This window comes from Isoptericola sp. NPDC055063 (assembly GCF_053608125.1).
The window spans coordinates 231,846-255,933 of the sequence record NZ_JBSGUW010000007.1; the positions used below are offsets into that span (position 1 = coordinate 231,846).

Genomic DNA, 24,088 nt, shown 5'->3' on the forward strand with positions numbered 1-24,088 from the left:
CTGTTGGTGCTGGTCGTGCGCCGGGTCAGACCCAGCTCAGGCCGCCGCGCCGCCACTCGTAGACGAAGGGCACGGTGATGAGGGCGAGGAACGACAGCATCGCCACCAGGCCGAAGCCGGCGAGCGCCGCGAAGTCCACCGCCCACGGGTAGAGGAAGACCACCTCGATGTCGAAGACGATGAACGTCATCGCGACCAGGTAGTACTTGACGGGCAGCCGCCCGCCGCCGACGGCGTGCGGCGTCGGCTCGATGCCGCACTCGTACGCGTCGAGCTTGGCGCGGTTGTAGCGCCTGGGGCCGATGACGGCGCTCGCCGCCACGCCGCCCACGGCGAGCACCAGGGCCACGCCCATGAGCATGAGGACCGGCACGTACGGATTCGTCATCGTGCCGCTCCCGTCCGCGCCGCCGCGCCGCCGCGCCCGACTTCGTGCATCTCGACCACTCCTTCGTGCTCGTGTGCGCTCATGCTCTGCTGACCCCGCCCGATCGTCGTGCCGCGCTCATGCCGCCGGCACCACCCTCGTGAGCCCCGCGATGACCCGGTCCACCCAGTCACCGCCGCGCGGCTCGTAGCAGTCGGACAGCAGCTTGAGCACGAACCGCATGACCACCGGGCGCGGCAGCCCGTACCGCACGCAGATCCGCATGACCTGCGGGTGCTCGATGAGCCGCACGAACCAGCGGCCCAACGTGTAGTAGCCGCCCAGGTCGGCCCGCATCCGGTCCGCGTAGGACGCGAGCGTCCGCTCGCGCGCGTCGTCGGTGGTGCGGGTGCGCGCCTGCGCGATCGCGTCCGCCGCGACCCGACCCGCTTGGAGGGCGTACGCGATGCCCTCGCCGTTGAACGGGCTGACCATGCCGGCCGCATCGCCCACCAGCATCGCGCCGTCGCGGTAGAGGGGGCTGCGGTTGAAGCCCATCGGCAGCGCCGCGCCGCGGATCGGCCCGACCTGGTTCTCGGGGGTGAAGCCCCACTCGGCGGGAGCGTTGCGCATCCAGGCCTGCATCATGCCGCGGTAGTCGTGGCCGGTGGCGGACTGCCGCGCGGGCGTGGAGCTCACGGAGCCGAGGCCCACGTTGGCGGTGCCGTCGCCGAGCGCGAAGATCCAGCCGTAGCCGGGCAGCAGGTTCGACTCCCCGGGGGCGCCGTCCCACAGCTCGAGGTGCGACTCCATCCACGCGTCCTCGTGGCGGGACGTGCCCTCCGTGCGTAAGTAGGTGCGCACCGCCGTGCCCAGCGGGCGGTCGTCGCGGCGCGTGATGCCGAGCCCGGTCGCGAAGCGGGAGGAGACGCCGTCGGCCGCGACGACGACGGGCGCGCGGTAGACGGCCTCGGCGCCGTCGGCGCGTCCCCGCCCGTCGAGCGGCTGCGTGCGGACGCCCACCACGCGGCCGTCCCGGTCGTCGACCAGCGGGCCGGTCACCTTGGTGCGCTCGAGGAGCTTGGCGCCGCTGGCCTGCGCGTGCTGGGCGAGGCGGTGGTCGAGCGACATGCGGGACCGGGCCATGCCGTAGCCGGGGTAGGAGTCGAGGTCGGGCCAGGGCAGCTCCCACGAGCGCGCGCCCGCGACCACCCGCAGGCCCTCGTTGCGGATCCACCCGTCCTCGGCGCGGGTGCCGAGGCCCATGCGGGCGAGCTCCCCCACCGCGCGGGGCGTCAGGCCGTCGCCGCAGACCTTGTCGCGGGGGAAGGACGCCTTGTCGAGCACGAGGACGTCGAGGCCTGCCGACGCGCACCAGTGAGCGGTGGACGTCCCGGCCGGACCGGCGCCCACCACGATCACGTCAGCGTCGTCTGAACGACCTGCCCGCACGTGCCCACCTCGCTCCCTCGAGCGCCCCGGCGACGGTGCCGGAGTCGATTTGTGAACCCCATCACAACTCTTGTCGAGCACTCTAGTCACGTTCGCGGGGCGATGTGTAGGAAGGTAACCCTTCCTTGCCGCGACACCGCCCCGGCGCACCCCCGGGGCCACGTCGCCGCAGGTCCGGAAGGGTACGGGCGTCGGCATGTCGCGGGGTGCGTGCACGCCCCGACGTGCCTACGGTCGTGCGCACGCGGGACGTCGGACGAACCCGCGCCATCCACCGCAGCCAGACCTCCAGGAGGCTCCACCCATGAAGGCAGGACCCGCATTCGTCGTCGGCGCAGCGCTCGGCTACCTGCTCGGCACCGAGAAGGGCCGGCAGCAGCTCGACAAGGCCAAGGACTGGGCGACGGAGACCTGGAACGACCCGCGCGTGCAGGCCAAGGTCGCGGAGTACTCGCCGCTCGCCAAGGACCGGGCCACCGAGGGCTGACGTCGACCAGCTCGGCAGCGGGTGCGTCTGCTCGGCACGGGACGGTGCCGAACGGACGCACCCCTTGCCGAACGGATCTGCCTCAGGCGGGCCGCACGCCCCGGTGCAGCGCGACGATGCCGCCGGCGAGGTTGCGGTACGACACCCGCTCCCACCCGGCGGCGAGGAGCCGACGGCCGAGCGCGTCCTGGTCGGGCCAGGCGCGGATCGACTCCGCCAGGTAGTCGTACGAGCCCCGGTCGCGGGTCACCGCTCCCGCCACGACGGGCAGCGCCCCCATCAGGTACTCCTGGTACACCACGCGGAACGGCGCCCAGGTGGGCGTGGAGAACTCGCAGATGACGACGCGACCGCCCGGCCGCACCACCCGCAGCATCTCGTGCAGCGCGGCGTCCGTGTCCACGACGTTGCGCAGGCCGAAGCTGATCGTCGCGGCGTCGAACGCCCCGTCGGCGAACGGCAGCCGGGTCGCGTCACCCGCGACGAACGACAGGTCGGGGCGGCGCGCCTTGCCCACGGCGAGCATGCCGAGGCTGAAGTCGGACGGGACGACGAGCGCGCCGTCGGCCGCGAACGGCTCGCTCGACGTGCCGGTGCCGGCCGCCAGGTCGAGCACCTTCTCGCCGGGGACCGCAGCCACGGCCTCGACCACGGCCCGGCGCCAGCGGCGGTCCTGCCCGAGCGAGACGAGGTCGTTGACGAGGTCGTAGCGCCGCGCGATGCCGTCGAACATCGACGCGACCTCGGCGGGCTTCTTCTCCAGGCTGGCGCGCGACATGGACGTCATGGTCGCACGCCCCTGCCCGCCACCGGCGACCCGTTGACGGCGTCGCGCGGCTCGCCTAGCGTCCCCGGCGAGGGCGGCGTGCGGCCGTGGCTCCCTGGATCGGCAGACAGGCCCACTGAGCCGGCGCGACGCGGCGCCGGTCTCCCGGGCGCCGCCGTCAGGAGGCACCGATGAGCACCTGGATCAAGAACCCGCTGGCCGTCTTCACCGCCGACGACTCCCCCGAGGCGCCCGACGCGCGCGGCGGCGTCGTCGTGACCGACGGCGTGATCACCGAGCTGGTCGCCGCCGGCGCGACCCCCGCCGCCCCCGTCGACGAGACGTTCGACGCGTCGGAGCACGTGGTCACGCCCGGCCTGATCAACACGCACCACCACTTCTACCAGACCCTCACGCGGGCCTGGGGGCCGGTCGCGGACGCCGAGCTGTTCCCCTGGCTCACCACGCTGTACCCGGTGTGGGCGCGCCTCACGCCGCGCGCCCACGAGCTCGCGACGAAGGTCGCGCTGACCGAGCTGCTGCTGTCCGGCTGCACCACGGCGGCCGACCACCACTACGTCTTCCCGGCTGGCCTGGACGACGCGATCGACATCCAGGTCGCGGCCGTCCTCGAGCTCGGGATGCGCGCCACGCTGACGCGCGGCTCGATGACGCTCGGCACGGACGACGGCGGCCTGCCGCCGCAGTCGGTGGTGCAGGACGCCGACACGATCCTCGCGGACTCCGAGCGCCTGATCTCGACGTACCACGAGCGGGGCGACGGCGCGCGGATCCAGATCGCGCTGGCGCCGTGCTCGCCGTTCTCGGTGACGACCCAGAACATGCAGGACACGGCCGAACTGGCCGCGCGGCACGACGTGCGGCTGCACACCCACCTCGCCGAGACGATCGACGAGGAGGACTTCCTGCGCGAGCGCTTCGGCATGCGCACGGTCGACTACCTCGAGTCGGTGGGCTGGCTGACCGACCGCGCCTGGCTGGGCCACGGCATCCACTTCGACGACCAGGAGATCGCCCGCCTCGGCGCGGCGGGCACGGGGGTGGCACACTGCCCGACGTCGAACATGCGGCTCGCGTCCGGCATCGCGCGCGTCCTGGAGCTCGAGGACGCAGGCGTGCCCGTCGGGCTCGGGGTCGACGGCTCGGCGTCGAACGACGCCTCCACGATGATGCCGGAGGCCCGCCAGGCCCTCTACCTGCAGCGCCTCAAGTACGGCGCGTCCGTGCCGGTGGCGCGCGCCCTGGGCTGGGCGACCCGCGGCTCGGCCCGCGTGCTGGGCCGCGACGACCTCGGCACCCTCGCCGTCGGCAAGCAGGCCGACCTCGCCCTGTGGCGCCTGGACGAGCCGCGCTTCTCCGGCTCGCACGACCCGGTCGCCGCCCTCCTCCTGTGCGGCGCCGACCGCGCCGACCGCGTGATGGTGGGCGGCGACTGGCGGGTCGTCGACGGCGCGGTCGTCGGCCTCGACGTGCCCGCCCTGCTCGCCGAGCACCGCGACGCCGCGCGCCGCCTCGTCGCCGGCTGACCCTCGCCCGCACAGGGCGCCGAACAGGCGGTTGCGCACGTTCCCACCGCTGAGAACGTGCGCAACCGCCTGCTCGGCGGAGTACGCGGATCGCGGGCGCCCACGTGCACTGTCGGGCACGGCGTGCGGGAGGGGATTCTTTGTCGCGAGGCTGGTCGGGCCTGGCGGGAGCCGCGAGGCACGAGCGGCGGATGGTGCGCCTCGCGACAAAGAATCCCCACCCGCACGCCCCAGCCCCGACCGGACTCCGATCCGTGATCCGGAAGGGGTTGACACAGATCACGCTTTGCCGGTCGAATAGTGGAAGGCTTCTTCCACTAGCCGGAAGATGAACAGGCTCAGATAGCGAACAAGGAGGTCCGCTATGTCACGGTCCACACCCACCCGGCCTACCACCAGCCCGACCCGCCCCGAGGACGAGCGGCTGCCGCTCGGCGCCACGATCGGGTACGGCTTCCAGCACGTCCTCACGATGTACGGCGGGATCATCGCGCCGCCGCTCATCGTGGGTGGCGCCGCCGGTCTCACCTCGGCCGAGATCGGCACCCTGATCGCCGCGTCGCTGTTCATGGGCGGTCTCGCGACCATCCTGCAGACGGTCGGGATCAAGTTCTTCGGCTCGCAGCTGCCGCTGGTGCAGGGCGTGTCGTTCGCCGGCGTCTCGACCATGGTCGCGATCGTCGGTGGCGGCGGCGGCATCCCCGCGGTCCTCGGCGCGGTGCTCGTCGCCTCGGCCATCGGCTTCCTCATCACGCCGTTCTTCGCGCAGATCATCCGCTTCTTCCCGCCCGTGGTCACCGGCGTCGTCATCACGACGATCGGCCTGACCCTCATGCCCGTGGCCGCGAACTGGGCGATGGGCGGCAACGCCGAGGCGCCCGACTACGGCTCCACGAGCAACATCGGACTGGCGTTCCTCACGTTCGCGATCGTCGTCCTGCTGTCCAAGGTGGGCTCGGGCGTCGTGTCGCGGCTGTCGATCCTCATCGCGATCGTGGCCGGCACGCTGATCGCCCTGGCGCTCGGCATGGCGGACTTCTCCGGCGTCGGCGAGGGCCCCGTGGTCGCGTTCCCGATGCCGTTCAGCTTCGGCGCCCCGACGTTCGAGGTCGCCGCGATCGTCTCGATGCTCATCGTCATCCTCGTGACCCTCACGGAGACGACGGCCGACATCATCGCCGTCGGCGAGATCGTCGGCACCAAGGTGGACCGCAAGCGCATCGCCAACGGCCTGCGCGCCGACATGGCGTCGTCCGTCGTCTCGCCGATCTTCGGCTCGTTCACGCAGTCGGCGTTCGCCCAGAACGTGGGCCTGGTCGCGATCACCGGGGTGAAGTCCCGCTTCGTGGTCACTGCCGGCGGCGGGATCCTCGTCGTCCTGGGCCTGCTGCCCGTCCTGGGCCGCGTCGTGGCCGCCGTGCCGACCCCCGTGCTGGGCGGCGCCGGCGTCGTCCTGTTCGGCTCCGTGGCGGCGTCGGGCATCCGCACGCTCGCCAAGGTCGACTACCAGAACTCGATGAACCTCATCATCGTGGCGGCGTCGATCTCGTTCGGCATGATCCCGATCGCGAAGCCCGACTTCTACGACCAGTTCCCCACGTGGTTCGGCACCATCTTCCACTCGGGGATCAGCTCGGCCGCCCTGATGGCGATCCTGCTGAACATCCTGTTCAACCACATCAAGGCGGGCACGCCGAAGGACCCGTCGGTCTTCGTCAGGGGCACGGCGAGCAAGGCCGTCGACGACGACCAGCTCGACGACCTCGCCGACGACGGCGTCCTCAACCGCTCGAACCAGCGGCGGGACGGCGCGGCCACCTCCTGACCCGCACGACCGGCCCCGCTCACGGAGAGCAGCGCACCGTGAGCGGGGCGTGGCGGGCCTCCGGGCGTACCCTGGAGCCGATGTCCGCCACGCCCCTGCCGGCTCCGCGACCCCTCCCGGGCGCGACCACCGGCACCACCCCGGATCCCGCGACCGAGCCCCTCGCGCTCCTGGTCCGCACCTCCCGGATCGACGACCTCCCCGGCGGTCTCACCGCCCTCGTCGACCTCCTGCCCGACGCCCGGCCGCTCAGCTGGGTGCGGCGCGGCGACGGCATCGTCGGCTGGGGCGAGGCGCTGCGCTTCGACACCTTCGGGCCCGGCCGGTTCGCCGACGCCGAGGCCGCCTGGCAGGCCACCCTCGCGCGGGCCGTCGTGCGCGACGACGTGCACCTGCCCGGCACGGGGCCCGTCGCCTTCGGCACCTTCGCCTTCGACGACGCCGGCCAGCTCGACGACCAGGACGGCGACGTCGGCCACGGTCGGCCCGACGGCTCCCTGGTGGTCCCGCGGGTCGTCGTGGGACGGCGCGGCGGCGTGACGTGGATGACGACGATCACCCCCGGCGCGAACATCGACACCGCCCCCGGCACCGAGGCGCTGCGCCGGGAGCCCCGCACCGAGGTCCCCGCGCCCGGCCGCGTCCGGTTCACCGACGGCGCCGTCGCGGCGGACGACTGGCCCGCCGTCGTGCGCGAGGGCGTGGCCCGCATCCAGGCCGGCGAGCTCGAGAAGGTGGTGCTGGCCCGCGACGTCCTCGCCACCACCGAGCACCCGCTGGACCCCCGGTGGCTGCTGCGTCGCCTCGCCGACCGCTACGAGGCCTGCTGGACGTTCTCCGTCTCCGGCATGGTCGGCGCCACCCCGGAGCTCCTCGTCCGCAGCGAGAAGGGGCTGGTCACCTCGCGCGTGCTGGCCGGCACGATCCGCCGCGAGGCCGGGATGTCGGACGACGACGCCCTGCTGCACGCCGCCCAGCTCGCGCGCTCCTCCAAGGACCTCGAGGAGCACGAGTACGCCGTCGCCTCCGTCGCCCGCGCCCTGGAGCCCTTCTGCTCGTCGATGAACGTCCCCGACGCGCCGTTCGTGCTGCACCTGCCGAACGTCATGCACCTCGCGTCCGACGTCACGGGCGTCCTCGACCGCGTGGCGCCGGACGGGGGCGGGCGGCCGCCGTCGTCCCTCACCCTGGCGGCCGCGCTGCACCCGTCGGCGGCCGTGTGCGGCACGCCGACCGTCGTCGCGCGCGACCTCATCCGCGAGATCGAGGGCATGGACCGGTCCCGCTACGCCGGGCCCGTCGGCTGGGTGGGTTCCGACGGCGACGGCGAGTGGGGCATCGCGCTGCGCTCCGCGGAGCTGTCCCCCGCCGACCCGCGGCACGTGCGCCTGTTCGCCGGCTGCGGCATCGTCGCCGCCTCCGACCCGGAGGCCGAGCTCGCCGAGTCCGAGGCCAAGCTGGTGCCCATGCGCTGGGCGCTCGGCGCGGACTGAAGCTGCCGGCTAGCCCTCCCAGACCTGCTCGCGGAAGTCGGACCAGACCTGGACGTCGGAGGTGGCGCCCATGAGCCCGATCCGCGCGTCCGTGAGGGCCAGCAGCATCTCGACGAGCGACGCCCCGCCGGCGAGCTGGTCCCCCAGCTCCGCCCAGTCGTCCCCGTCGGGGAGGTTCGCGTGGATGGACGAGATGTACATCTGCGCGTTGCCCTGCATCGACACGTAGTCGGCGTTCGTGACCGTGCCGCCCAGCGTGCCGTTGTTGTCGGCGTAGGTCTTGAGCCAGAACCCGGGCACCTTCACGGAGTCGACGGAGATCCGCAGCGCGTCGCGCCGGGGGCCGTCGTTCGTCACCGGGACGTTGACGACGTCGATCCCGTTGATCCCCGTGAGCGGGAGCTGCAGGTCGCGCGTCTCGAGGTCGCCGTCGAGCGAGAAGGTGTTCGCGTCCTCGCGCTTCCCGCAGTCGCCGGGGAGCGAGATGTTGATGTCGTACTCGCCCCCGAACGTGATCCGTGCGCACGGGCCGAGCTCGATCCGCGCCTCCTTCTGGACGGAGGCCTTCGCCTCCTTCTCCGTCGGCTGCCCGCCGTCGGACTTCTCGTCGGACTTCTCGTCGGACTTCGCGTCGGCCTTGTCGTCCTTGCCGGCCGCCTTGTCGCCGCCGGCGTCGTCCGTCGCGTCGCCGGTCGAGCCACCGTCGGCCGGGTCGGCCTCGTCGCCCCCGGTCGGGGCGTCGGGCTCCGTGGCGGTGTCGCCGCTCGCCGTACCGTCGTCCGTCGCGCCTGATCCGCCGTCGTCCGTGGCGGACGGCGACGGGCTGGGCGTCGCCTCGGGCTCGTCGGCGGTGCCACAGGCCCACTCGAGCCAGCCGAGCGGGTCCCAGCAGTCCGACGCGGTGCGCACCTGCGCCGGGACGACGGCGCCGGACTGGACCGCCGTCGCGCCCGTGCTGCCCAGGGCGAGCACGACGACCGCGGCCGCGACGGCGGCGTGCCGCCCGCCCCGCGCCGGCTCCTCCTCGAACGGCAGGAGCTCGGCGAGGGTGACCTCCTCGCCCTCGGCCCGCGGGTCCGCGGGCTCGGCGCCCGCCTCGGGGGCGGGATCAGCGGAGGGCGCGACCGCCGCGTCGTCGGACGCGGCGGCTCCCTCGGACCCGGCGCCGGTGCGCGGCATCCACGACACCTCGAGGACGCCGCCGACGACGCCCAGGATCATGCCGATCCCGAAGCCGCCCAGGTTGACGGCCAGCAGGGAGTACACCGAGATCGCCAGCGTGATGACGCCGTAGAACACCCGGAACTGCGGCTGCGTCATCACCAGCACCCCGAGGAGCACCAGCGCCACCGGCAGCAGCGTGGTCTGCATGCCCTCGATGCCGAGCTGGATCTCGAAGTTGTCGAGCTGCAGCCGGCCGGAGAACCACAGCACCAGACCGGCCAGGATCGCCAGGGTGGCGCCCCAGAAGGGCCGGCCGGCCCGCCACGCGGCGAACCGCTGGCGGCGGGTGACGGCCGGCCCGTCCGGGGTGGCCTCAGGGACCGAGATGTTCTCGTCGCTCACGCGTCTCTCCTACCTCAGTCCCTGGCCGCTCAGAAGCACTCGGTGCCGTCGGAGATCTTCAGGTGCAGGTCGGTGAGCTTGAAGACCGCGGCCGACGTGCTCGACGAGACCTGCTTGAGGTTCTGGATGTCGATCGCGTCGGAGTCCATGGCGAAGTCGCCCTTGCTCCCGTGCGCCTTGGTGTTGACGGTCGAGGCGTCGACGCCGATGCGGATCTGGTTGAACGTCGCCGTACCGCGCAGGTCGCTCATGCCGATCTGCAGGTCCGTGGCCTTCACCGGGTTCTTCGGGTTGGTGCCCGCCGAGATGAGCAGGCCGAGCGGCATGCCGGGGACCTTCACCGACTGGCAGAGGTTGTGCAGCGTCGCGTCCTTGATGTTCGCGATCGCGACCGGCTGCGCCTTGCCGTCGGCGTCCTTGGCCTGGCCGGCGTACTGCGAGAAGCCGGTGCCCTCGAGGGAGTCCGCGGCGATCTTGAACTGCTGGCCCGAGATGGCCATCGACACGGGCACGGCCCCCTGGGCGACGCCGCCCATGAGGACACCGATGACCGCGACCGTCGGGACCGCGGCGAGCATCGCACGGCCTCGGCGCGTGCGCGTCAGTGCGCTGAGCTTCATTTCCCCTCCACAGACGACTATTGGCGACCCCTGTGTCGCCGACGAGTGGCGACGGTACGCCCCTTACTGAGGCGCCGTCAATAGAACGCGGCGGGAGGCCCCGGGCTCGGCTCCCGGCACGCCCACGACCTCGCGGAACGGTCATATGCTCTGCTCATGGCAGCCGCGCGACGCACCCGGATGAGCCCCGACGAACGTCGGCAGCAGCTCGTCGCCCTGGGTGTCGCGGCCCTCGCCGACCGCCCGCTGGAGGCCGTCACCGTCGAGGACCTCGCGGCCCAGGCCGGCGTCTCCCCGGGCCTCGTGCACTACTACTTCGGCAACCGCCAGGGCCTGCACTCCGCCATCGTCCGCACCGCGCGCGACGCCATGCTGCACGCGACCCGGCCGCGCCCCGAGCTGCCGCCCCGCGAGCGCCTGCGCGACACCCTCGACCGGTTCGTCGAGTTCGTGCACGACCACGACGCGACCTTCTACTCCCTGGTGCGCGGCGCGGCGTCCGGCGACGAGGAGGTGCGCACCACGGTGCAGCACGCCCGCGACGTGCTCGCCGGCCATCTGCGCGACGCCTTCCAGGAGATCGGCGTCTCGCCGAGCCCGCTGCTCGACGTGGCGCTCAACGCCTGGATCTCCTTCGCCGAGCAGGCGCTCGTGGAGGCCGCGACCGACCCCCGCATCCCGCCGTCGGACCTCGCCGACTTCCTCGAGCGCAGTGCCCTGGGCGTCCTCGCCGCCCTGCGCCCGACGCACGCCACCGCCGGCTGACCGCGCGGCCGGCCGCCGCCCCCTCCCCGCGCCCGGGGACGGCAAAGCCCCGCGGGCCGCGACGGGGAGGGGGAGGTGGTCGCGGGCCCGCGGGGCTGTCTGTGGTCCGGTCAGCTGCCGTTGCCGCCCTGGAGGAGGTCGCGCAGCCAGCCCGGCAGGTTGTTCGGGTCGGTCGAGTCGGAGCCGCCGCCCTGGTCCTGACCGCCCTGACCCTGGTCCTGGCCGCCCTGACCGTCCTGACCGTCCTGGCCGTTCTGGTCCTGGCTGCCCTGACCGGTGCTCGCCGACTCGTCCTTGACCGCCAGCGTGACGTCGACGGTCTGCGTCTTGCCGTCGCGGACGTAGGTCAGCGTGACCTTCTGGTCGGCCGACTTCTCCCGGACGTACGCGGTCAGCGACTCGGCGCCGTTCACGGCGTCGTCGTCGATCGCGACGATGATGTCGCCCTGCTGGAGGCCGGCGTCGGCCGCGGGCGACCCGGACGACACGTCGACCACCTCGGCACCGCGGCGCGTGACGCCGTCGGCCGTGGCCGTCGCGTCCCGCATCGTCACGCCCAGGAAGGCGTGCTCCGCCGTGCCGTCCTTGATCAGCTGGTCGGCGATGTTGGTCGCGAGGTTCACCGGGATGGCGAACCCGAGGCCGATCGAGCCGGACTGGCTGCCGCCGCCCATGCCGCTCGACAGGGTGGCGATCGACGACGTGATGCCGATGACCTGACCCTGCGCGTTGAACAGCGGGCCGCCGGAGTTGCCCGGGTTGATCGCGGCGTCGATCTGGATCGCGTTGGTGACGACCTGCGTGCTGCCGTCCTCGCCCGACGCCGACACCGGCCGGTCGAGCGCCGACACGATGCCGGTGGTGGCGGTGTTCGCCAGGCCGAGGGGGTTGCCCACGGCGAGCACGGCGTCGCCCACCGTGACGTCGTCGGACGTCCCGAACGACGCGGGCTTCAGGTCCTCCGGCGGGTTCTTCAGCTTGACGACGGCCAGGTCGGTGGTCGGGTCGGTGCCCACGATCGTCGCCTCGTACAGGCGCCCGTCGGACAGGGTGACCTGCACGGTGTCGTTCTGGGCGCCGGAGACGACGTGGTTGTTCGTGAGGATGTGGCCCTTGTCGTCGTAGACCACGCCCGAGCCCTCGGCGCCGCCGGACTGGCTCTGCACCTGGATCGCCACGACGGACGGGGCGACGGCCGTCGTGACGGCCTCCCAGTTCGGGTTGCTCGACGTGGAGTTCTTGACCGGCGCCTCGTCGGTGGACTGGTTCGGCGACGAGCCCACGCTGGCGAGCGACGACGGGCTGCCCGCGTCGAACGCGCCGGTCGCGGCCGCGGTGCCGAGGCTCGCCAGGATGGCGGCGGCGACGGCGGCGACCGTCACCGGCACCCACACCGGGCGCTGGCGCTGCGTGGTCGCGCCGCTCCCGGGGCCGCCCTGGGAGGTCTGCTGCGAGGTCGCGTACGGGTCGCCCGGCCGGCCGTACGGCTGGCCCTGGTGCTGACCGGGCTGCTGGCCCTGGTAGCCGGGCTGGCCCTGCTGCCCGTACGGCTGCTGCTGGTGCTGCTGCTGCGCGTAGTACGGCGAGCCGGGCGCCATCTGCCCGTAGCGCGGCTGCTGCGCCGCGGACTGCTGCGGCGCGGCCTGCTGCTGTGACTGCTGGTACGTGGGCTGCGGCGGCGTCGGCTGCTGGGCCGGGGTCGTCGGCAGCTGCTGGGTCGGCTGCACGGCGAGGTGCTGGGTGTCCTGCGACGCCGGCTGCGGGGCGGCCTGCTCCGCGGCGCCCGGCTGCTCGGCCGGGTGCTCGGCGGGCTGGTTCGCGCTGCGGTTCGGCTCGTCGGCGCCCGACGGCTGCGGGGCGCCCGGGTTGTCGGTGCTCATGATGCCCTCCTCGATGTGTGCCCCTAGGACACCAGCCCATCCTGGTGCGGCGCTTGGTTCAACCTGAGAAGATCCTGCGAATTGTGTCCTCCCAGGTCAGAGCGTTGCGCGAACGGCGGCGGCGATCCTCCCGGCCAGATCCCGGGACTCGGCGAGGCGGTCGGCGCGCGGTACCCGCACCTCGATGACCTGGACCCCCCGACTGGGCGCCCGCAGCGCGTGCCGCAGCGAGCCCACGTCCAGCACGAGCTGGTGGTCGACGCCGTACGCCGCGCACAGCGGCCCGAGGCTCGCCCCGTGCGGCGTGCCGAAGACGCGCTCGAACGTGGCCGCGCCGTCGTCGGACGCCGCCAGCTCCCCGTGCTCGAGGGTGGCGAAGATCGACCCTCCGTCGTCGTTGACCACCACGATCTCGAGGTTCACCGAGGGCTCGTGCGGGCCGCGCAGCAGCCCGCCGACGTCGTGCAGGAACGTGAGGTCGCCGACCAGCGCCCGCGTGCGGCGCCCCTGCCGGGCGGCGGCGTGCGCGACGCCGGTCGCGGTCGAGACGGTGCCGTCGATGCCGGCCAGGCCGCGGTTCGCGAGCACGTCGGGCAGGTCGCCCGCCAGCGGGTGGTCGAGCCCGAGCACGAGGTCGAGGTCGCGCACCGGGTTGGAGGAGCCGACGACGAGGACGTCGTTCGGCCCCAGCACGGAGGCAACGGCGCGGGCGACGGCGAGGGCGGCGTGCGGCGCGCCGGTCAGGCCCTCCGCGACGGCGTCGTCCGACGTCGCCGCCTCGACGACGCCGGCCGCCGCCCGGCCCGCCGCCTGCCAGCGGGCCAGGAACGTGCCGTCGGAGCCGGCGTCCCGGGCGCCGGCGAGGGCCGTCGGCGCCGACCAGCGCTCGGCCAGGGCCGGCACGACGAGCTCGGCGTTGCGCGCCGCGTCCGGCCACGGGCCGCCGCCGGGGGCGACGACGGTGACGACGACGTCCGGCCGCGCCAGCAGCCGCTGCACGGGGCGGGACAGCGTCGGGCGCCCGAAGACGACGACGTGCTCGACGTCATGGGTCAGCTCCTCGACGCCGAGCACCGAGCGATAGGCCGCGACCGCGTTCGGCCCGCCGCACGCGCCGGACGACGGCTCGGCCAGCAGGGGCCAGCCCTGCGCCTCGGCGACCGCGCGCGCGACCGCCCCGGCGCCGTCCCCCGCGACGACGAGGGTGCGCGCCGGGTCCCCGTACAGCGCGGGGTCGCCGCCGGGCGCGGGCGCCGGCGGGACCACCGTGGTGCGGCGGAGGCGCTCGGGCCAGGTCTCCTCGGTCGGCAGCGATGCCAGCGGGACCGGCGGGTGCAGCGGGTCCCGGAAGGCGAGGTTCACGTGGACCGGGCCCGGGTGGGCGTCGCGCAGCCCCTGGGCCGCGGCGAGGGCCCGGCCGAGCGTGCCCAGCAGGTCGCGCACCTCGCCGTCGCGCCCGTCGGGGGCGGGCACGTCGACGGCGTACCGGACGGCCGTGCCGAAGAGGCCCACCTGGTCGGTGGTCTGGGAGGCCCCGGTGCCGCGCAGCTCGTGCGGGCGGTCGGCGGCGAGCACCACGAGCGGTACGCCGGTGTGGTGCGCCTCCAGGACCGCAGGGTGCAGGTTCGCCACGGCGGTGCCGGACGTCGTGACGACGGCCACCGGCCGCGGGAGCTCGACCTGCCCGTCCTCGCCTGTCCCGCGGACCACGGGCTCGGCGCCCCGGGACAGCCCCAGCGCGAGGAAGCCGGCCGACCGCTCGTCGACGCGCACGTGCAGGGTGAGCAGCCCGCGCTCCGCCGCCTCGGCCAGCGCGTAGGCGAGCGGCGCGGAGCGCGAGCCCGGCGCCAGCACGACGTCCCGCACACCCTGCAGCGCCAGGTCGGTCACGACGGCGCGCGCGGCGACGACGGACGGCGGGAGCGGCGCGGTCATGCGGCCTCCTCGAGCAGGACGGACAGGCGGGCGTACCGGGCCAGCCACCGGTCACGGGTGGCGGGGTCGGCCTCGGCGGCCGCGAAGGCGTCGGCGTCGGGCGCGGGCCGCCGGACCGGCAGGGCGCCGTCGACGGGCAGCAACGGCTCGGCCACGACGTCGCGGGCCAGGAGCTGCGAGGTCGCCAGGCCGCACGCGTACGGCAGGTCGGGCAGGGCGGCCGCGAGCGCCACGCCCGCCGCGAGGCCGACCGACGACTCGAGCGCGGACGACACCACGACGGGCAGGCCCACCTGCTCCGCCAGGTCGAGGCAGGCGCGCACGCCGCCGAGCGGCTGGACCTTGAGCACGACGACGTCCGCAGCGTCCTCGCGCACCACCCGCAGCGGGTCGGCGGCGCGGCGGATCGACTCGTCGGCCGCGACCGGCACGGGCGTGCGCAGCCCGCGGCGCACGGCGGCCAGGTCGGGGACCGTGGCGCACGGCTGCTCCACGTACTCCAGTCCGCCGGCGGCGGCGTCGAGCACGGGGATGCGGGCCAGCGCCTCGTCGGTGGACCAGCCGCCGTTCGCGTCCACGCGGATCGCGCCGACGCCGGGGCCGTGGAGCTCGTCGAGCGCCGCTCGGACGGCGGCGACGCGCGCCTCCTCCTCGGCGAGGGGCTCGAGCACGCCTGGCCGCCCGTCGTGCGACGGGCCCCGCTGCGCGACCTTCACCTTGGCCGTGCGGCAGCCGCCGGAGGCGAGCACGATCTCCCGCGCCCGCTCGGGGCCGACGGCCGGCACGGTGACGTTGACGGGCACCCGGTCGCGCACCGGGGCGGGGAAGCCGAGGTCGGCGGCCTCGCGCGCGGCGCGCAGCCACGTCGCGGACTCCGCGTCGTCGTAGTCCCAGAACGGGGACAGCTCGCCCCAGCCGGCGTCGCCCCGCAGCAGCAGGCCGTCGCGGACGTCGAGGCCCCGGAACCGGGTGGTCAGCGGGGTGCGGTACACCAGTTCGCGGAGGAGCTGCACGCGTTCAGGTTACGCGGCGGTCCGGGGTGTCCCGAGGTGAGCCAGGGCGCGCAGGGGCGGCGGGTGGCCCGTCCCTCGGAGACCGCCCCCGGATCAGTCGGTGAACTCCGTCAGCCCCGGCTCGAACGACAGCGGGCTGGGAGCGGGGCGTCCACCGATGCGTTGCGCGTCGCGACGGACCGTCTCGGCGTCGTACACGAAGATCTCGTGCGCCACGTCCTCCGGGTCGACCACGTCGTCGTCGGGTTCCACCGTGCCCATGCCCTCAGGGTGCGCCCGTCCGTCCACCGTCGCCGGGAGGACGCACGGTGTGCCGCGACGGCGCCCGCCCGGCCGCTTCAGAACTAGGGTGGCGCCGTGAGCAGCGCACCACTCCCCCGGCCCGTGTCCCACACCTTCGACCCCGCCCGCTGGCGCGAGGTCGCGGGGTTCGAGGGCCTCACCGACCTGACGTACCACCGCGGCGTGGAGCGCGACGCCGACGGCGCCGTCGTGCGCGACCTGCCGGTGGTGCGCGTCGCCTTCGACCGCCCCGAGGTTCGCAACGCCTTCCGGCCGCACACCGTGGACGAGCTGTACCGCGTGCTCGACCACGCCCGCATGACGTCCGACGTCGGGACCGTGCTGCTCACGGGCAACGGCCCGTCGCCGAAGGATGGCGGCTGGGCGTTCTGCTCCGGCGGCGACCAGCGCATCCGCGGCCGCTCCGGCTACCAGTACACGACCGCCGAGGACGGCGGCGGCGAGCAGCACGGCGCCGACGCCGTCGACCCCGCCCGCGCGGGTCGGCTGCACATCCTGGAGGTGCAGCGCCTCATCCGCACGATGCCGAAGGTCGTCATCGCCGTCGTGGACGGCTGGGCCGCGGGCGGCGGGCACTCGCTGCACGTCGTGGCGGACCTCTCGATCGCCTGCCGCCAGCACGGCCGGTTCAAGCAGACCGACGCGGACGTCGGCTCGTTCGACGGCGGCTACGGCTCGGCGTACCTGGCGCGGCAGGTGGGCCAGAAGCGCGCGCGGGAGATCTTCTTCCTCGCCCGCGAGTACTCCGCGGACGACGCCGAGCGGTGGGGCGGCGTCAACGAGGTGGCCGAGCACGACGACCTCGAGAACCTCGCGATCGAGTACGCCCGGACCATCGCGGGCAAGTCCCCGCAGGCCGTGCGGATGCTGAAGTTCGCGTTCAACCTCGCCGACGACGGCCTCATGGGCCAGCAGGTGTTCGCCGGCGAGGCCACCCGCCTCGCCTACCTCACGGACGAGGCCGTCGAGGGCCGCGACGCCTTCCTTGAGAAGCGCGACCCCGACTGGTCGCGGTTCCCGTACGCCTTCTGACCCCGCGCCGCCCGCGGGGCGGTAACCTCCGGCCATGCCGCCGAGGTTCCGTCGCCCCGAGCCGATGACCAGGTTCGAGCTCGTGCCGGACGACGAGCGCGAGGACGCCCACCTGCCCGGCTCCCCCGACGGCCCCGACGACGACCGGCCCGGCCGACTCGCGGCCCTGCGCGACCGCGCCGTCGACCGCTGGCGCCGGCTGTCGCGCCGCGCGCAAGTCGTTGTCGCCGCGTCCACGGCCGTCGTCGTCCTCGGGGCCGCCACCGCCGCCGTCGCCCCCGGGATGATCGACGCCCACGACCAGCGCCAGCGCGCCGCCGCCGTCCGCGGCCTGCCCGGCGCCGTCGACGACCTCTCCCGGCCGCTCGACCTGTCGTGGGAGCTCGGCCGCGGCGGCAGCACGGCCACCGTCCTGGCGGACGGGACGGTCGTCACCACCGACATCGAGGACGTCGTCGGCTCCGACCCGGCGACGGGCCGCGAGCGGTGGCGGCACGCGGTGGGCCCGTCGGCGCAGTGCGGCCCGCCCGAGACCCTGGGCTTCGGACGGGAACGGACGGTGGACGAGTCGGTCGTCTGCGTGGGCCGGTCGCCGGACGGCCGGACCGTCACCACCGTGGACCGGTCCGGGGAGGTGCTCGGCACCCGCACCGTGGACGGCGGTGGAGAGGTGATCCCCGCCGGCAATGGCACGATCGCCGTCGTCAGCGCGCCCACCGGCACGTCGGTGTCCGTCCCGGCGGGGTCGAGCCGTGCCGACCGGCTCCGGGCGGTGCGCGACGCCGGATGGCGAGACGTGCGCCTGAGCCTCGAGGACGCCGTCACCGGGGAACCGCGGGGGGCGGAGACGATCGCCCTCGACGACGTGAACCTCTCGAGCTGCGCCTACCAGGAGGACGAGGGCTCCGAGGAGATCCTCGAGCTCACCCCGTGGACCTTCACCGGCGAGGTGACGACGACGCAGCTCTGCGACACCGCCGTGGCGATCACCTCCGAGGGCGCCGGGATCAGGATCGATGAGGGTCCCGCGTCCTGGCCGACCCTGCTGTCCGACGGGCGGATCGCCGTCGCCGGCGAGGAGAGCCGCGTCTACGACCCGTCGGGAGCGCTCGTCGCGACGGTGCCCGGAGCCGTGGTGCCGCCCCTCGTCGACGACCAGCCCGACGGCCCGCTCGTCGCGGTCGGCGTGGACTGGAGAGGGCTGGAGGCCGACGGGCGTCTCACCGTGGTGACCGACGAGGGCGACGTGGTCTGGTCGTCCGCGGTGACCGCCCTGACCTCGGTCGTCGCGCGGGTGAACGGGACGCTGGTCCTCGTGGACGACGACCGCGTCGTCGGGCTCGACGCCGCCACGGGTGCCGAACGGTGGAGGCGGGACGACGTGCTGAAGAGCGGCACCGACGGCCCCGGCGAGTACGTGTACGGCGCGGTCACCGACGGCACCCGCGTGCTGCTCGCCACCATGCCCATGGAGGGGCCGAACCGCCTGGTCGCCGTCGACCTCCGTGACGGCACGGTCCCGTGGACGCGCGAGGTCGACGGCTCGCCGCAGCGCATCGCCGCCGCGGGCGGCCACCCGGTGCTCCTCGACTCGGAGGACGCCGCCGCCCACGGCCTCGGCCGCTGACGTCGGGCGTCACGCGGGCGCTCAGGAGAGGTCCCAGCTCCCGCCGTCCTTCGGCACGAGCTCGATCCACGTGCTGCCCGGGTCCAGCTCGACGGGCTCGCCGTCGCGGGTCAGCTCCACGGGGGACTCCTGGTCCTTCTTCGACCACTGCACCGGGACGGTCTTGCCGCCCGTGGCGAGCACGCCCTTGCCCTTCCCGACCAGCTTCGTCTTGGGGACGGGGTTGCCGGCCGGGTCCTTGTACTTCGTGTCCACCACGTCGACGGACAGCAGCAGCACGTTCGTGGCCGCGAGCCGCTTCCCCGCCGTCGAGACGGCCTCCTGCGAGCCCTCGCTGCGCAGCCACTGCTTCTGCTTGCCCGACCAGTCCCACACGCTGCGCTGCGCCGGGCTGAGCTTCACGTCGACGGTGGCGGCGGCCGCGCCGTCGGCGCTCGCCGTCCCCTCGCCCGCCGCGTCGGCGTAGCGGAGCTGGGCGGGCGGCGGCGACGTGCGGTCGTCGTCGGCCTGGTCGAGGAAGGCCTGCATGTCGCCGACGACGTTGTGCGGGGCGGCGCGGTTCGGGTCGCGGGAGAAGCCGGCGTCGCCGCGGTCCATGATCACCGACTGCGTGCCCGACTCCTCGACGTCCTTGATGAACGGCGTCTGCCCGCCCGAGTACGCGAGGATGCCGCCGAGCGGCGCGACGACGTCCGGGTCCATCGGCCGCACCGAGCGCACGGGCTCCACGACCTCCGGGATCCGGGAGTGGTAGACGGCGATGAACCGGGTGATGCCGCCCTCCACGACCTCCTCCCACACCATGTCCGCGTCCTCGAGCCCGGTCTGCGGCCGGGCCTGCGGTGCGTTCTCGATCTTGACGGCGAGCGCCGGGCGGGCGGCGACCTCGTCCGACGGCACGCCGGTGAGCGGCCACGCCGGCGGGATCTCCGGCGAGGGCGGCGCGCCCTTGTCCGCCGTCGTGTCCGGGGAGGCTGTGGGCGACGGGCCGCCGGAGGAGCACGCCCCGAGCGCGAGGACGGCGGCCACCGCGAGGGCGGCCGCGGCGCGGGCGCGGGACGGGCGGTAGGTGGCGGTCATGCGTCCTCCGGGGCGTCGGGCTGTGGCGCGAGGTCACCTCACCGTAAGTCGCCGGCCCCCGGATCGGGCGTCAACTCACCCGCCAGGACCCGCTCCCGCGCGGCACCAGCTCGATCCACAGGTTGCCGGGGTCGAGCTTCGCCGTCTTGCCGGCGGGCGTCGTGAGGGCGATCCGCGACCGCGTGCCCTTCTTCTTCCACGTCACGTTGAGCGCCTTGCCGCGGGTGAGCAGCACACCCTTGCCCTTGCCGACCATCTGCGTCTCGGGCACCGGCGCCCCGCTCGGGTCGCGGTACTTCGTGTTCTTCATCGCGACGGACAGGATCAGCACGTTGCGTGCCCGCAGCTGGTTCCCCGACGAGATCGACGGCGTCGAGCCGTCGTACCGGGCGTACGTCTTGGTCTTCGCCTTCCACCGCCACACCGTGCGCTGCACCGGGGAGAGCCGGACGTCGGCCACGTGCCCGCGGCGGTCGTTGGTCGCGGCGGAGCCCTGCCCGACCTTCGCGGCATGGGCGAACTGCGGGGGCGGCGGCTTCCTGCGGCTCTTGTTCGCCTGCTTGGCGAACGTCTTCACGGAGCCGTAGACGTTGTGGGGCGCGTACCGGTCGCCGCTGCGCCAGAAGCCGGGGTCGCCGCTGTCCATCGTCACGGACTGCACGCCCGCCTTCCCCACGGCCCGGATGAAGGGCGGCTGCCCGCCCGAGTAGGCGAGGATCCCGTGCATCGGGGCCACGATCGCCGGATCCATGGGACGCACGGACCGCACCGGGCCGACCACGCCGGGCCACGAGGAGTTGTAGACGGCCACGTAGCGGCTGATCCCGCCCTCGACCACCTGCTCCCACACGACGTCCGCCGCCTGCAGGCCCCGCTGCGGGCGCGCCGCGGTGGAGTTCTCGACCTTCACCGCGACGGCGGGGCGGGCCGGGACCGTCTTGGTCCCCGTCCGCTTGCCGGTCAGCGGCCACACCGCGGGCTTGGGCTTCGGCTTCGGCTTCACGGGGGCCGGCGGGGTCGCCTTCGGCACCGCGACCTCTGGCGAGGCCGTCACCGTGGGCGGGGCGGCGGGCTCTCCCCCGCTGCAGGCGGCCGTGGCCACCAGCGCGAGCGCGACGAGCGCGGCGGCGGCTCCGGTCCGGGCGCGGCGGGCACCGCGGGCCCGGGTGCGGTGCATCATCCTCGACGTCCTCCTCGACGTGCGTCCGGCGTCGGCCGCGGGCTGGCCGGGCCGGGACCGGACCACCCTACGGCAGGGCGCCGCCGGGGCGGACCTACCCTGGTGCGGTGCCCGGTCCCTCGCTCCCCCCGTCCCTCGGCGCGCTCCGCGACGCCGTGCGCGACGCCCTCGACGGCGGCCCCGCCGTCGTCCCCCTGCCCCGCACGACGACGGGAGCGACGCCCCCTGGGACGGCTCTCGTCGTGCGAACCTCGGGGTCGACCGGCACGCCGCGCGAGGTGGCGCTGACCGCCGACGCGCTGCGGGCCTCCGCGACGGCGACGCACGAGCGGCTCGGCGGCCCTGGGCGCTGGGTGCTGACGCTGCCGCCCACCCACGTGGCCGGCCTCCAGGTGCTGGTGCGCTCGGCCCTGGCCGGGACGCCGCTGACCGCCGCCGACCCCGACGCGCGGTTCACGCCCGACGGCCTGGCCGACCTGCTCGAGCCCGCGCTCGCCGCCGGGGACGAGCCGCTGTACGTCTCCCTGGTGCCCACGCAGGTGCACCGCCTGCTCGCCGCCGCCCGCGACGGCGCCCCCCGAGGTCTGGCGGCGTTGGCCCGCTGCGGCGCGGTGCTGCTCGGCGGCGCCGCGTCCCCGCCCGCCCTGCTGGCGCAGGCCGCCGACGCCGGCGTGCGCGTCGTCACGACGTACGGCATGTCCGAGACCGCCGGCGGCTGCGTGTACGACGGCGTGCCCCTGCGCGGCGTCCGGGTCCGCGTGCGCGCCACCGAGTTGTCAGGGTCCCAGCCCTGCGAGTTGTCAGGGCCACACGCAGGTTCTGATGCTCCTGGCCCTGACAGCTCTGGGGTGGTGGGCGTCGTCGAGCTCGGCGGGCCCACGCTCGCCGAGGGGTACCTGGGCGACGACGCCGCCACGGCCGCCGTGTTCCACACCGACGCCGACGGGTCGCGCTGGTTCCGCACCTCCGACCTCGGCCGGCTCGCCCCCGACGGCACGCTGCAGGTGCTCGGGCGCGCGGACGACGTCGTGGTGACCGGCGGCGTGAACGTGGCCCCCGCGCCCGTGGAGGCGCTGGTCGGCGAGCTGCTCGCGGGCGAGACGTGCGTCGTCGGCGTCCAGGACCCCGAGTGGGGGCAGGCGCTCGTCGCCGTCGTCGTGCTCCCGTCCGCAACGAGCGTGGGGTCGCCGCTCACGCCCGTCGCCCCCGACGACGTGGCGCGGGTGCGCGCCACCGTCGCGACTAGGCTGGGTGCGCCGTCCGCGCCCCGCCGCGTGTACCGGGCGGCCGCGCTCCCCCTGCGCGGCCCCGGCAAGGTGGACCGCGCCGGCGTCGTCGCCCTCGTCCGCGAGCACGAGGCGCGCGCCTGACCTGCTCGCGACCCGCGACGCACCGCGCCGCACCGACGGACGGAGAACCATGGCCAGCTCGAGCGAGTGGATCGCCAGCGCACGACCCCGCACCCTGCCGGCGGCCGCCGCCCCTGTGCTGATCGGCTCCGGCGCCGCCGCCGACGTCGACGCCTTCGCCTGGCTGCCCGCCGTGCTCGCGCTGGGCGTCGCGCTCGCCCTGCAGGTGGGCGTCAACTACGCCAACGACTACTCCGACGGCGTGCGCGGCACCGACGTCGACCGCGTCGGCCCGCTGCGGCTCACGGCGTCCGGCATCGCAGCGCCGGGGCGGGTCAAGGGCGCGGCGTTCGCGTCGTTCGGCGTCGCCGGGGTGCTGGGGCTCGCGCTGTGCGCCGTGACCGGACACTGGTGGCTGCTGGCCGTCGGCGTGCTGTGCGTGCTCGCGGCCTGGTTCTACACCGGCGGCAAGCACCCCTACGGGTACGCGGGCCTCGGGGAGGTCGGCGTGTTCGTGTTCTTCGGGCTCGTCGCGACGCTCGGCACCACCTACACGCAGGCCGACACCGTCACCTGGCCGTCCGTGCTCGGCGCCGTCGGCGTCGGGATGATCGCCTGCGGCCTGCTCATGGTGAACAACGTGCGCGACATCCCGACCGACGTCGTCGCCGGCAAGCGCACCCTCGCCGTCCGGCTGGGCGACCACCGCGCGCGCCGCTGGTACGCCGCCTGCATCGTGCTGCCCGTGGTGCTGGGCATGGTGTGCGCGGCGTGGTCGCCGTGGGCGATGCTCGTCACCGTGCTGCTGCTGCCGGCAGTGCTGCTGGTGGTCCCCGTCATCGCGGGGGCCCGCGGGCCGCTGCTGGTGAAGGTGCTCGCCGGCACCGGCATGTTCGAGCTGGCGTACGGCGTGCTGCTGGGGCTAGGCCTGGCGCTCTGAGCCGCGCTCTGAGCCGCCCGCGCCGTTCTCGGCGCCGTCCGTCCTGCCCGTCGGGTCTGCGGCGTCGCCGTCGACCGCGGACTCCCGGTCCATGACGGCGTCCTCGAAGTCCGTGTCCACGTCGTGCTTGGCCGAGCCGTCCTTGCGGCGCTGCTCCTTCTCCGCGAGCCAGACGGCCGCGGCCTCCCGCGGCTTGGCGAGCGCGAGGTAGGACACGGCGAACGCCACGACGGCGGCGACGAGGACGAGGAGCCAGCTGCGCAGACCGAGCACGTAGCCGGCGCCGAGCGCGGCGACGAACAGCAGGATCCGCCAGACGGTGTACATCACGAGGGGCACCCCTCCAGGGTAGGCGCGATTCCTGAGCACCCCGCCCCTGAGCACCCCGGCGCCGAACTAGGCTGGGGGCATGTTCGCGCGTGTGATCCTGCCGCTCCTCGTGGTGGGGCTCGCCCTCTACGCCCTGCTCGACCTCGCCGGCTCCGACGAGGAGGAGCGCGGCGGCCTCCCCCGGTGGCTGTGGGCGGTGATCATCGTGCTGCTGCCGCTGTTCGGCGCCGTCGCGTGGATCGTCGTCAAGCAGGCGAGCCGGCGCGCGTCCGGCGGCCGCGGGAGCTCCGCCCGGCCGGGCCGCGGCCCCTCCGGACCGCGTCGGCCGTCCGGGCCCGTGGCGCCCGACGACGACCCCGAGTTCCTCTGGCGCCTCGAGCAGGAGAAGCGCCGCCGCCAGCGCGAGTCCGGCGGCAACGGCGACACACCCTGACGCCTCGTCGAACACGTTGTGGGCGGGCGTGCAGGTAGGCCGCGTACACGACCCAGATCACGAAGCTCCAGACCTCCTTGGGGTCCCAGCCCCAGTAG

At 74.6% G+C, this 24,088-nt stretch carries 22 protein-coding genes and 1 pseudogene; 10 read left to right on the forward strand and 13 right to left on the reverse strand.

The genetic code is table 11. From position 1 onward, the window contains the following. Positions 1-25: 25 nt before the first annotated feature. The gene (locus ACWF41_RS10875) at positions 26-388 is read right to left on the reverse strand and encodes an NADH-quinone oxidoreductase subunit A (protein WP_380315315.1); all 363 of its coding nucleotides are present in this window, start codon (positions 386-388) and stop codon (positions 26-28) included. Between the two features lie 117 nt (positions 389-505). Beyond that, positions 506-1,819 carry a geranylgeranyl reductase family protein gene (locus ACWF41_RS10880; RefSeq protein ID WP_380315312.1) on the reverse strand — a complete coding sequence of 438 codons (1,314 nt, stop codon included), beginning with the start codon at positions 1,817-1,819 and terminating at the stop codon, positions 506-508. Between the two features lie 304 nt (positions 1,820-2,123). Between ACWF41_RS10880 and ACWF41_RS10885 the strand changes: the two genes are divergently transcribed. After that, positions 2,124-2,306 (forward strand): hypothetical protein, encoded by a 183-nt coding sequence (locus ACWF41_RS10885; RefSeq protein ID WP_380315309.1) that lies wholly within the window; start codon positions 2,124-2,126, stop codon positions 2,304-2,306. Between the two features lie 82 nt (positions 2,307-2,388). Here the strand turns inward: ACWF41_RS10885 and ACWF41_RS10890 are convergent, their stop codons facing one another. Continuing rightward, positions 2,389-3,084, reverse strand: a complete 696-nt coding sequence (locus ACWF41_RS10890; RefSeq protein WP_380315306.1) for a demethylmenaquinone methyltransferase — start codon at positions 3,082-3,084, stop codon at positions 2,389-2,391. A gap of 179 nt (positions 3,085-3,263) precedes the next feature. Between ACWF41_RS10890 and ACWF41_RS10895 the strand changes: the two genes are divergently transcribed. The 3 genes from ACWF41_RS10895 to ACWF41_RS10905 all read left to right on the forward strand — a co-directional run bounded on the left by ACWF41_RS10895 (position 3,264) and on the right by ACWF41_RS10905 (position 7,937). Next, the gene (locus ACWF41_RS10895; protein WP_380315303.1) at positions 3,264-4,619 is read left to right on the forward strand and encodes an 8-oxoguanine deaminase; all 1,356 of its coding nucleotides are present in this window, start codon (positions 3,264-3,266) and stop codon (positions 4,617-4,619) included. A gap of 364 nt (positions 4,620-4,983) precedes the next feature. Then, positions 4,984-6,444, forward strand: a complete 1,461-nt coding sequence (locus tag ACWF41_RS10900) for a nucleobase:cation symporter-2 family protein (protein WP_380321879.1) — start codon at positions 4,984-4,986, stop codon at positions 6,442-6,444. Between the two features lie 80 nt (positions 6,445-6,524). Next, the gene (locus ACWF41_RS10905; protein WP_380321876.1) at positions 6,525-7,937 is read left to right on the forward strand and encodes an isochorismate synthase; all 1,413 of its coding nucleotides are present in this window, start codon (positions 6,525-6,527) and stop codon (positions 7,935-7,937) included. Between the two features lie 9 nt (positions 7,938-7,946). Here ACWF41_RS10905 and ACWF41_RS10910 read toward each other — a convergent pair whose 3' ends face one another. Further along, a complete protein-coding gene (locus ACWF41_RS10910) occupies positions 7,947-9,503 on the reverse strand; it encodes a DUF6114 domain-containing protein (RefSeq protein WP_380321874.1) in 1,557 nt (518 codons plus the stop codon). 29 nt (positions 9,504-9,532) lie between these two features. Beyond that, complete coding sequence (locus ACWF41_RS10915) at positions 9,533-10,123, reverse strand: DUF6230 family protein (protein ID WP_380321871.1); 591 nt, start codon at positions 10,121-10,123, stop codon at positions 9,533-9,535. 156 nt (positions 10,124-10,279) lie between these two features. Here ACWF41_RS10915 and ACWF41_RS10920 point away from each other — a divergent pair, with 156 nt between their 5' ends. Continuing rightward, positions 10,280-10,888, forward strand: a complete 609-nt coding sequence (locus ACWF41_RS10920; RefSeq protein WP_380321868.1) for a TetR/AcrR family transcriptional regulator — start codon at positions 10,280-10,282, stop codon at positions 10,886-10,888. A 110-nt stretch (positions 10,889-10,998) separates the two neighbouring features. On the opposite strand, the gene ACWF41_RS10925 is transcribed toward ACWF41_RS10920, so the two are convergent. The 4 genes from ACWF41_RS10925 to ACWF41_RS10940 form a co-directional block, all read right to left on the reverse strand. Further along, positions 10,999-12,768, reverse strand: a complete 1,770-nt coding sequence (locus ACWF41_RS10925) for a S1C family serine protease (RefSeq protein ID WP_380321865.1) — start codon at positions 12,766-12,768, stop codon at positions 10,999-11,001. Positions 12,769-12,864: 96 nt separating this feature from the next. Beyond that, positions 12,865-14,703 carry a 2-succinyl-5-enolpyruvyl-6-hydroxy-3-cyclohexene-1-carboxylic-acid synthase gene (gene menD / locus ACWF41_RS10930; protein WP_380321862.1) on the reverse strand — a complete coding sequence of 613 codons (1,839 nt, stop codon included), beginning with the start codon at positions 14,701-14,703 and terminating at the stop codon, positions 12,865-12,867. Continuing rightward, positions 14,700-15,716: an o-succinylbenzoate synthase gene (locus ACWF41_RS10935; protein ID WP_380321859.1), complete on the reverse strand. Its 1,017-nt coding sequence runs from the start codon at positions 15,714-15,716 to the stop codon at positions 14,700-14,702. The genes menD and ACWF41_RS10935 overlap by 4 nt, the downstream gene beginning before the upstream one ends. A gap of 93 nt (positions 15,717-15,809) precedes the next feature. Next, complete coding sequence (locus ACWF41_RS10940) at positions 15,810-15,977, reverse strand: hypothetical protein (protein WP_380321856.1); 168 nt, start codon at positions 15,975-15,977, stop codon at positions 15,810-15,812. Between the two features lie 96 nt (positions 15,978-16,073). On the opposite strand from ACWF41_RS10940, the gene ACWF41_RS10945 reads away from it, so the two are divergent. Both ACWF41_RS10945 and ACWF41_RS10950 read left to right on the forward strand, forming a co-directional pair. Next, complete coding sequence (locus ACWF41_RS10945; protein ID WP_380321853.1) at positions 16,074-17,051, forward strand: 1,4-dihydroxy-2-naphthoyl-CoA synthase; 978 nt, start codon at positions 16,074-16,076, stop codon at positions 17,049-17,051. A 34-nt stretch (positions 17,052-17,085) separates the two neighbouring features. Next, positions 17,086-18,678 carry an outer membrane protein assembly factor BamB family protein gene (locus tag ACWF41_RS10950; protein ID WP_380321850.1) on the forward strand — a complete coding sequence of 531 codons (1,593 nt, stop codon included), beginning with the start codon at positions 17,086-17,088 and terminating at the stop codon, positions 18,676-18,678. A 21-nt stretch (positions 18,679-18,699) separates the two neighbouring features. Here ACWF41_RS10950 and ACWF41_RS10955 read toward each other — a convergent pair whose 3' ends face one another. Both ACWF41_RS10955 and ACWF41_RS10960 read right to left on the reverse strand, forming a co-directional pair. After that, on the reverse strand, positions 18,700-19,758 hold the full coding sequence (locus ACWF41_RS10955) for a DUF3048 domain-containing protein (RefSeq protein ID WP_380321847.1): 1,059 nt from the start codon (positions 19,756-19,758) through the stop codon (positions 18,700-18,702). A gap of 70 nt (positions 19,759-19,828) precedes the next feature. Further along, the gene (locus ACWF41_RS10960) at positions 19,829-20,938 is read right to left on the reverse strand and encodes a DUF3048 domain-containing protein (protein ID WP_380321844.1); all 1,110 of its coding nucleotides are present in this window, start codon (positions 20,936-20,938) and stop codon (positions 19,829-19,831) included. Positions 20,939-21,045: 107 nt separating this feature from the next. Between ACWF41_RS10960 and ACWF41_RS10965 the strand changes: the two genes are divergently transcribed. After that, the gene (locus tag ACWF41_RS10965) at positions 21,046-22,308 is read left to right on the forward strand and encodes an AMP-binding protein (protein ID WP_380321841.1); all 1,263 of its coding nucleotides are present in this window, start codon (positions 21,046-21,048) and stop codon (positions 22,306-22,308) included. A 49-nt stretch (positions 22,309-22,357) separates the two neighbouring features. Beyond that, positions 22,358-23,227, forward strand: a complete 870-nt coding sequence (locus ACWF41_RS10970) for a 1,4-dihydroxy-2-naphthoate polyprenyltransferase (RefSeq protein WP_380321838.1) — start codon at positions 22,358-22,360, stop codon at positions 23,225-23,227. Here the strand turns inward: ACWF41_RS10970 and ACWF41_RS10975 are convergent. Continuing rightward, complete coding sequence (locus ACWF41_RS10975) at positions 23,210-23,566, reverse strand: DUF4229 domain-containing protein (RefSeq protein WP_380321835.1); 357 nt, start codon at positions 23,564-23,566, stop codon at positions 23,210-23,212. The two genes, ACWF41_RS10970 and ACWF41_RS10975, sit on opposite strands and share 18 nt — an antisense overlap. A gap of 70 nt (positions 23,567-23,636) precedes the next feature. Between ACWF41_RS10975 and ACWF41_RS10980 the strand changes: the two genes are divergently transcribed. Beyond that, positions 23,637-23,990 (forward strand): PLD nuclease N-terminal domain-containing protein, encoded by a 354-nt coding sequence (locus ACWF41_RS10980; RefSeq protein WP_380321832.1) that lies wholly within the window; start codon positions 23,637-23,639, stop codon positions 23,988-23,990. On the opposite strand, the pseudogene ccsA reads toward ACWF41_RS10980, so the two are convergent. Then, positions 23,986-24,088: pseudogene (gene ccsA / locus ACWF41_RS10985) on the reverse strand (cytochrome c biogenesis protein CcsA); the annotation flags it as partial. The gene ACWF41_RS10980 and the pseudogene ccsA sit on opposite strands and share 5 nt — an antisense overlap.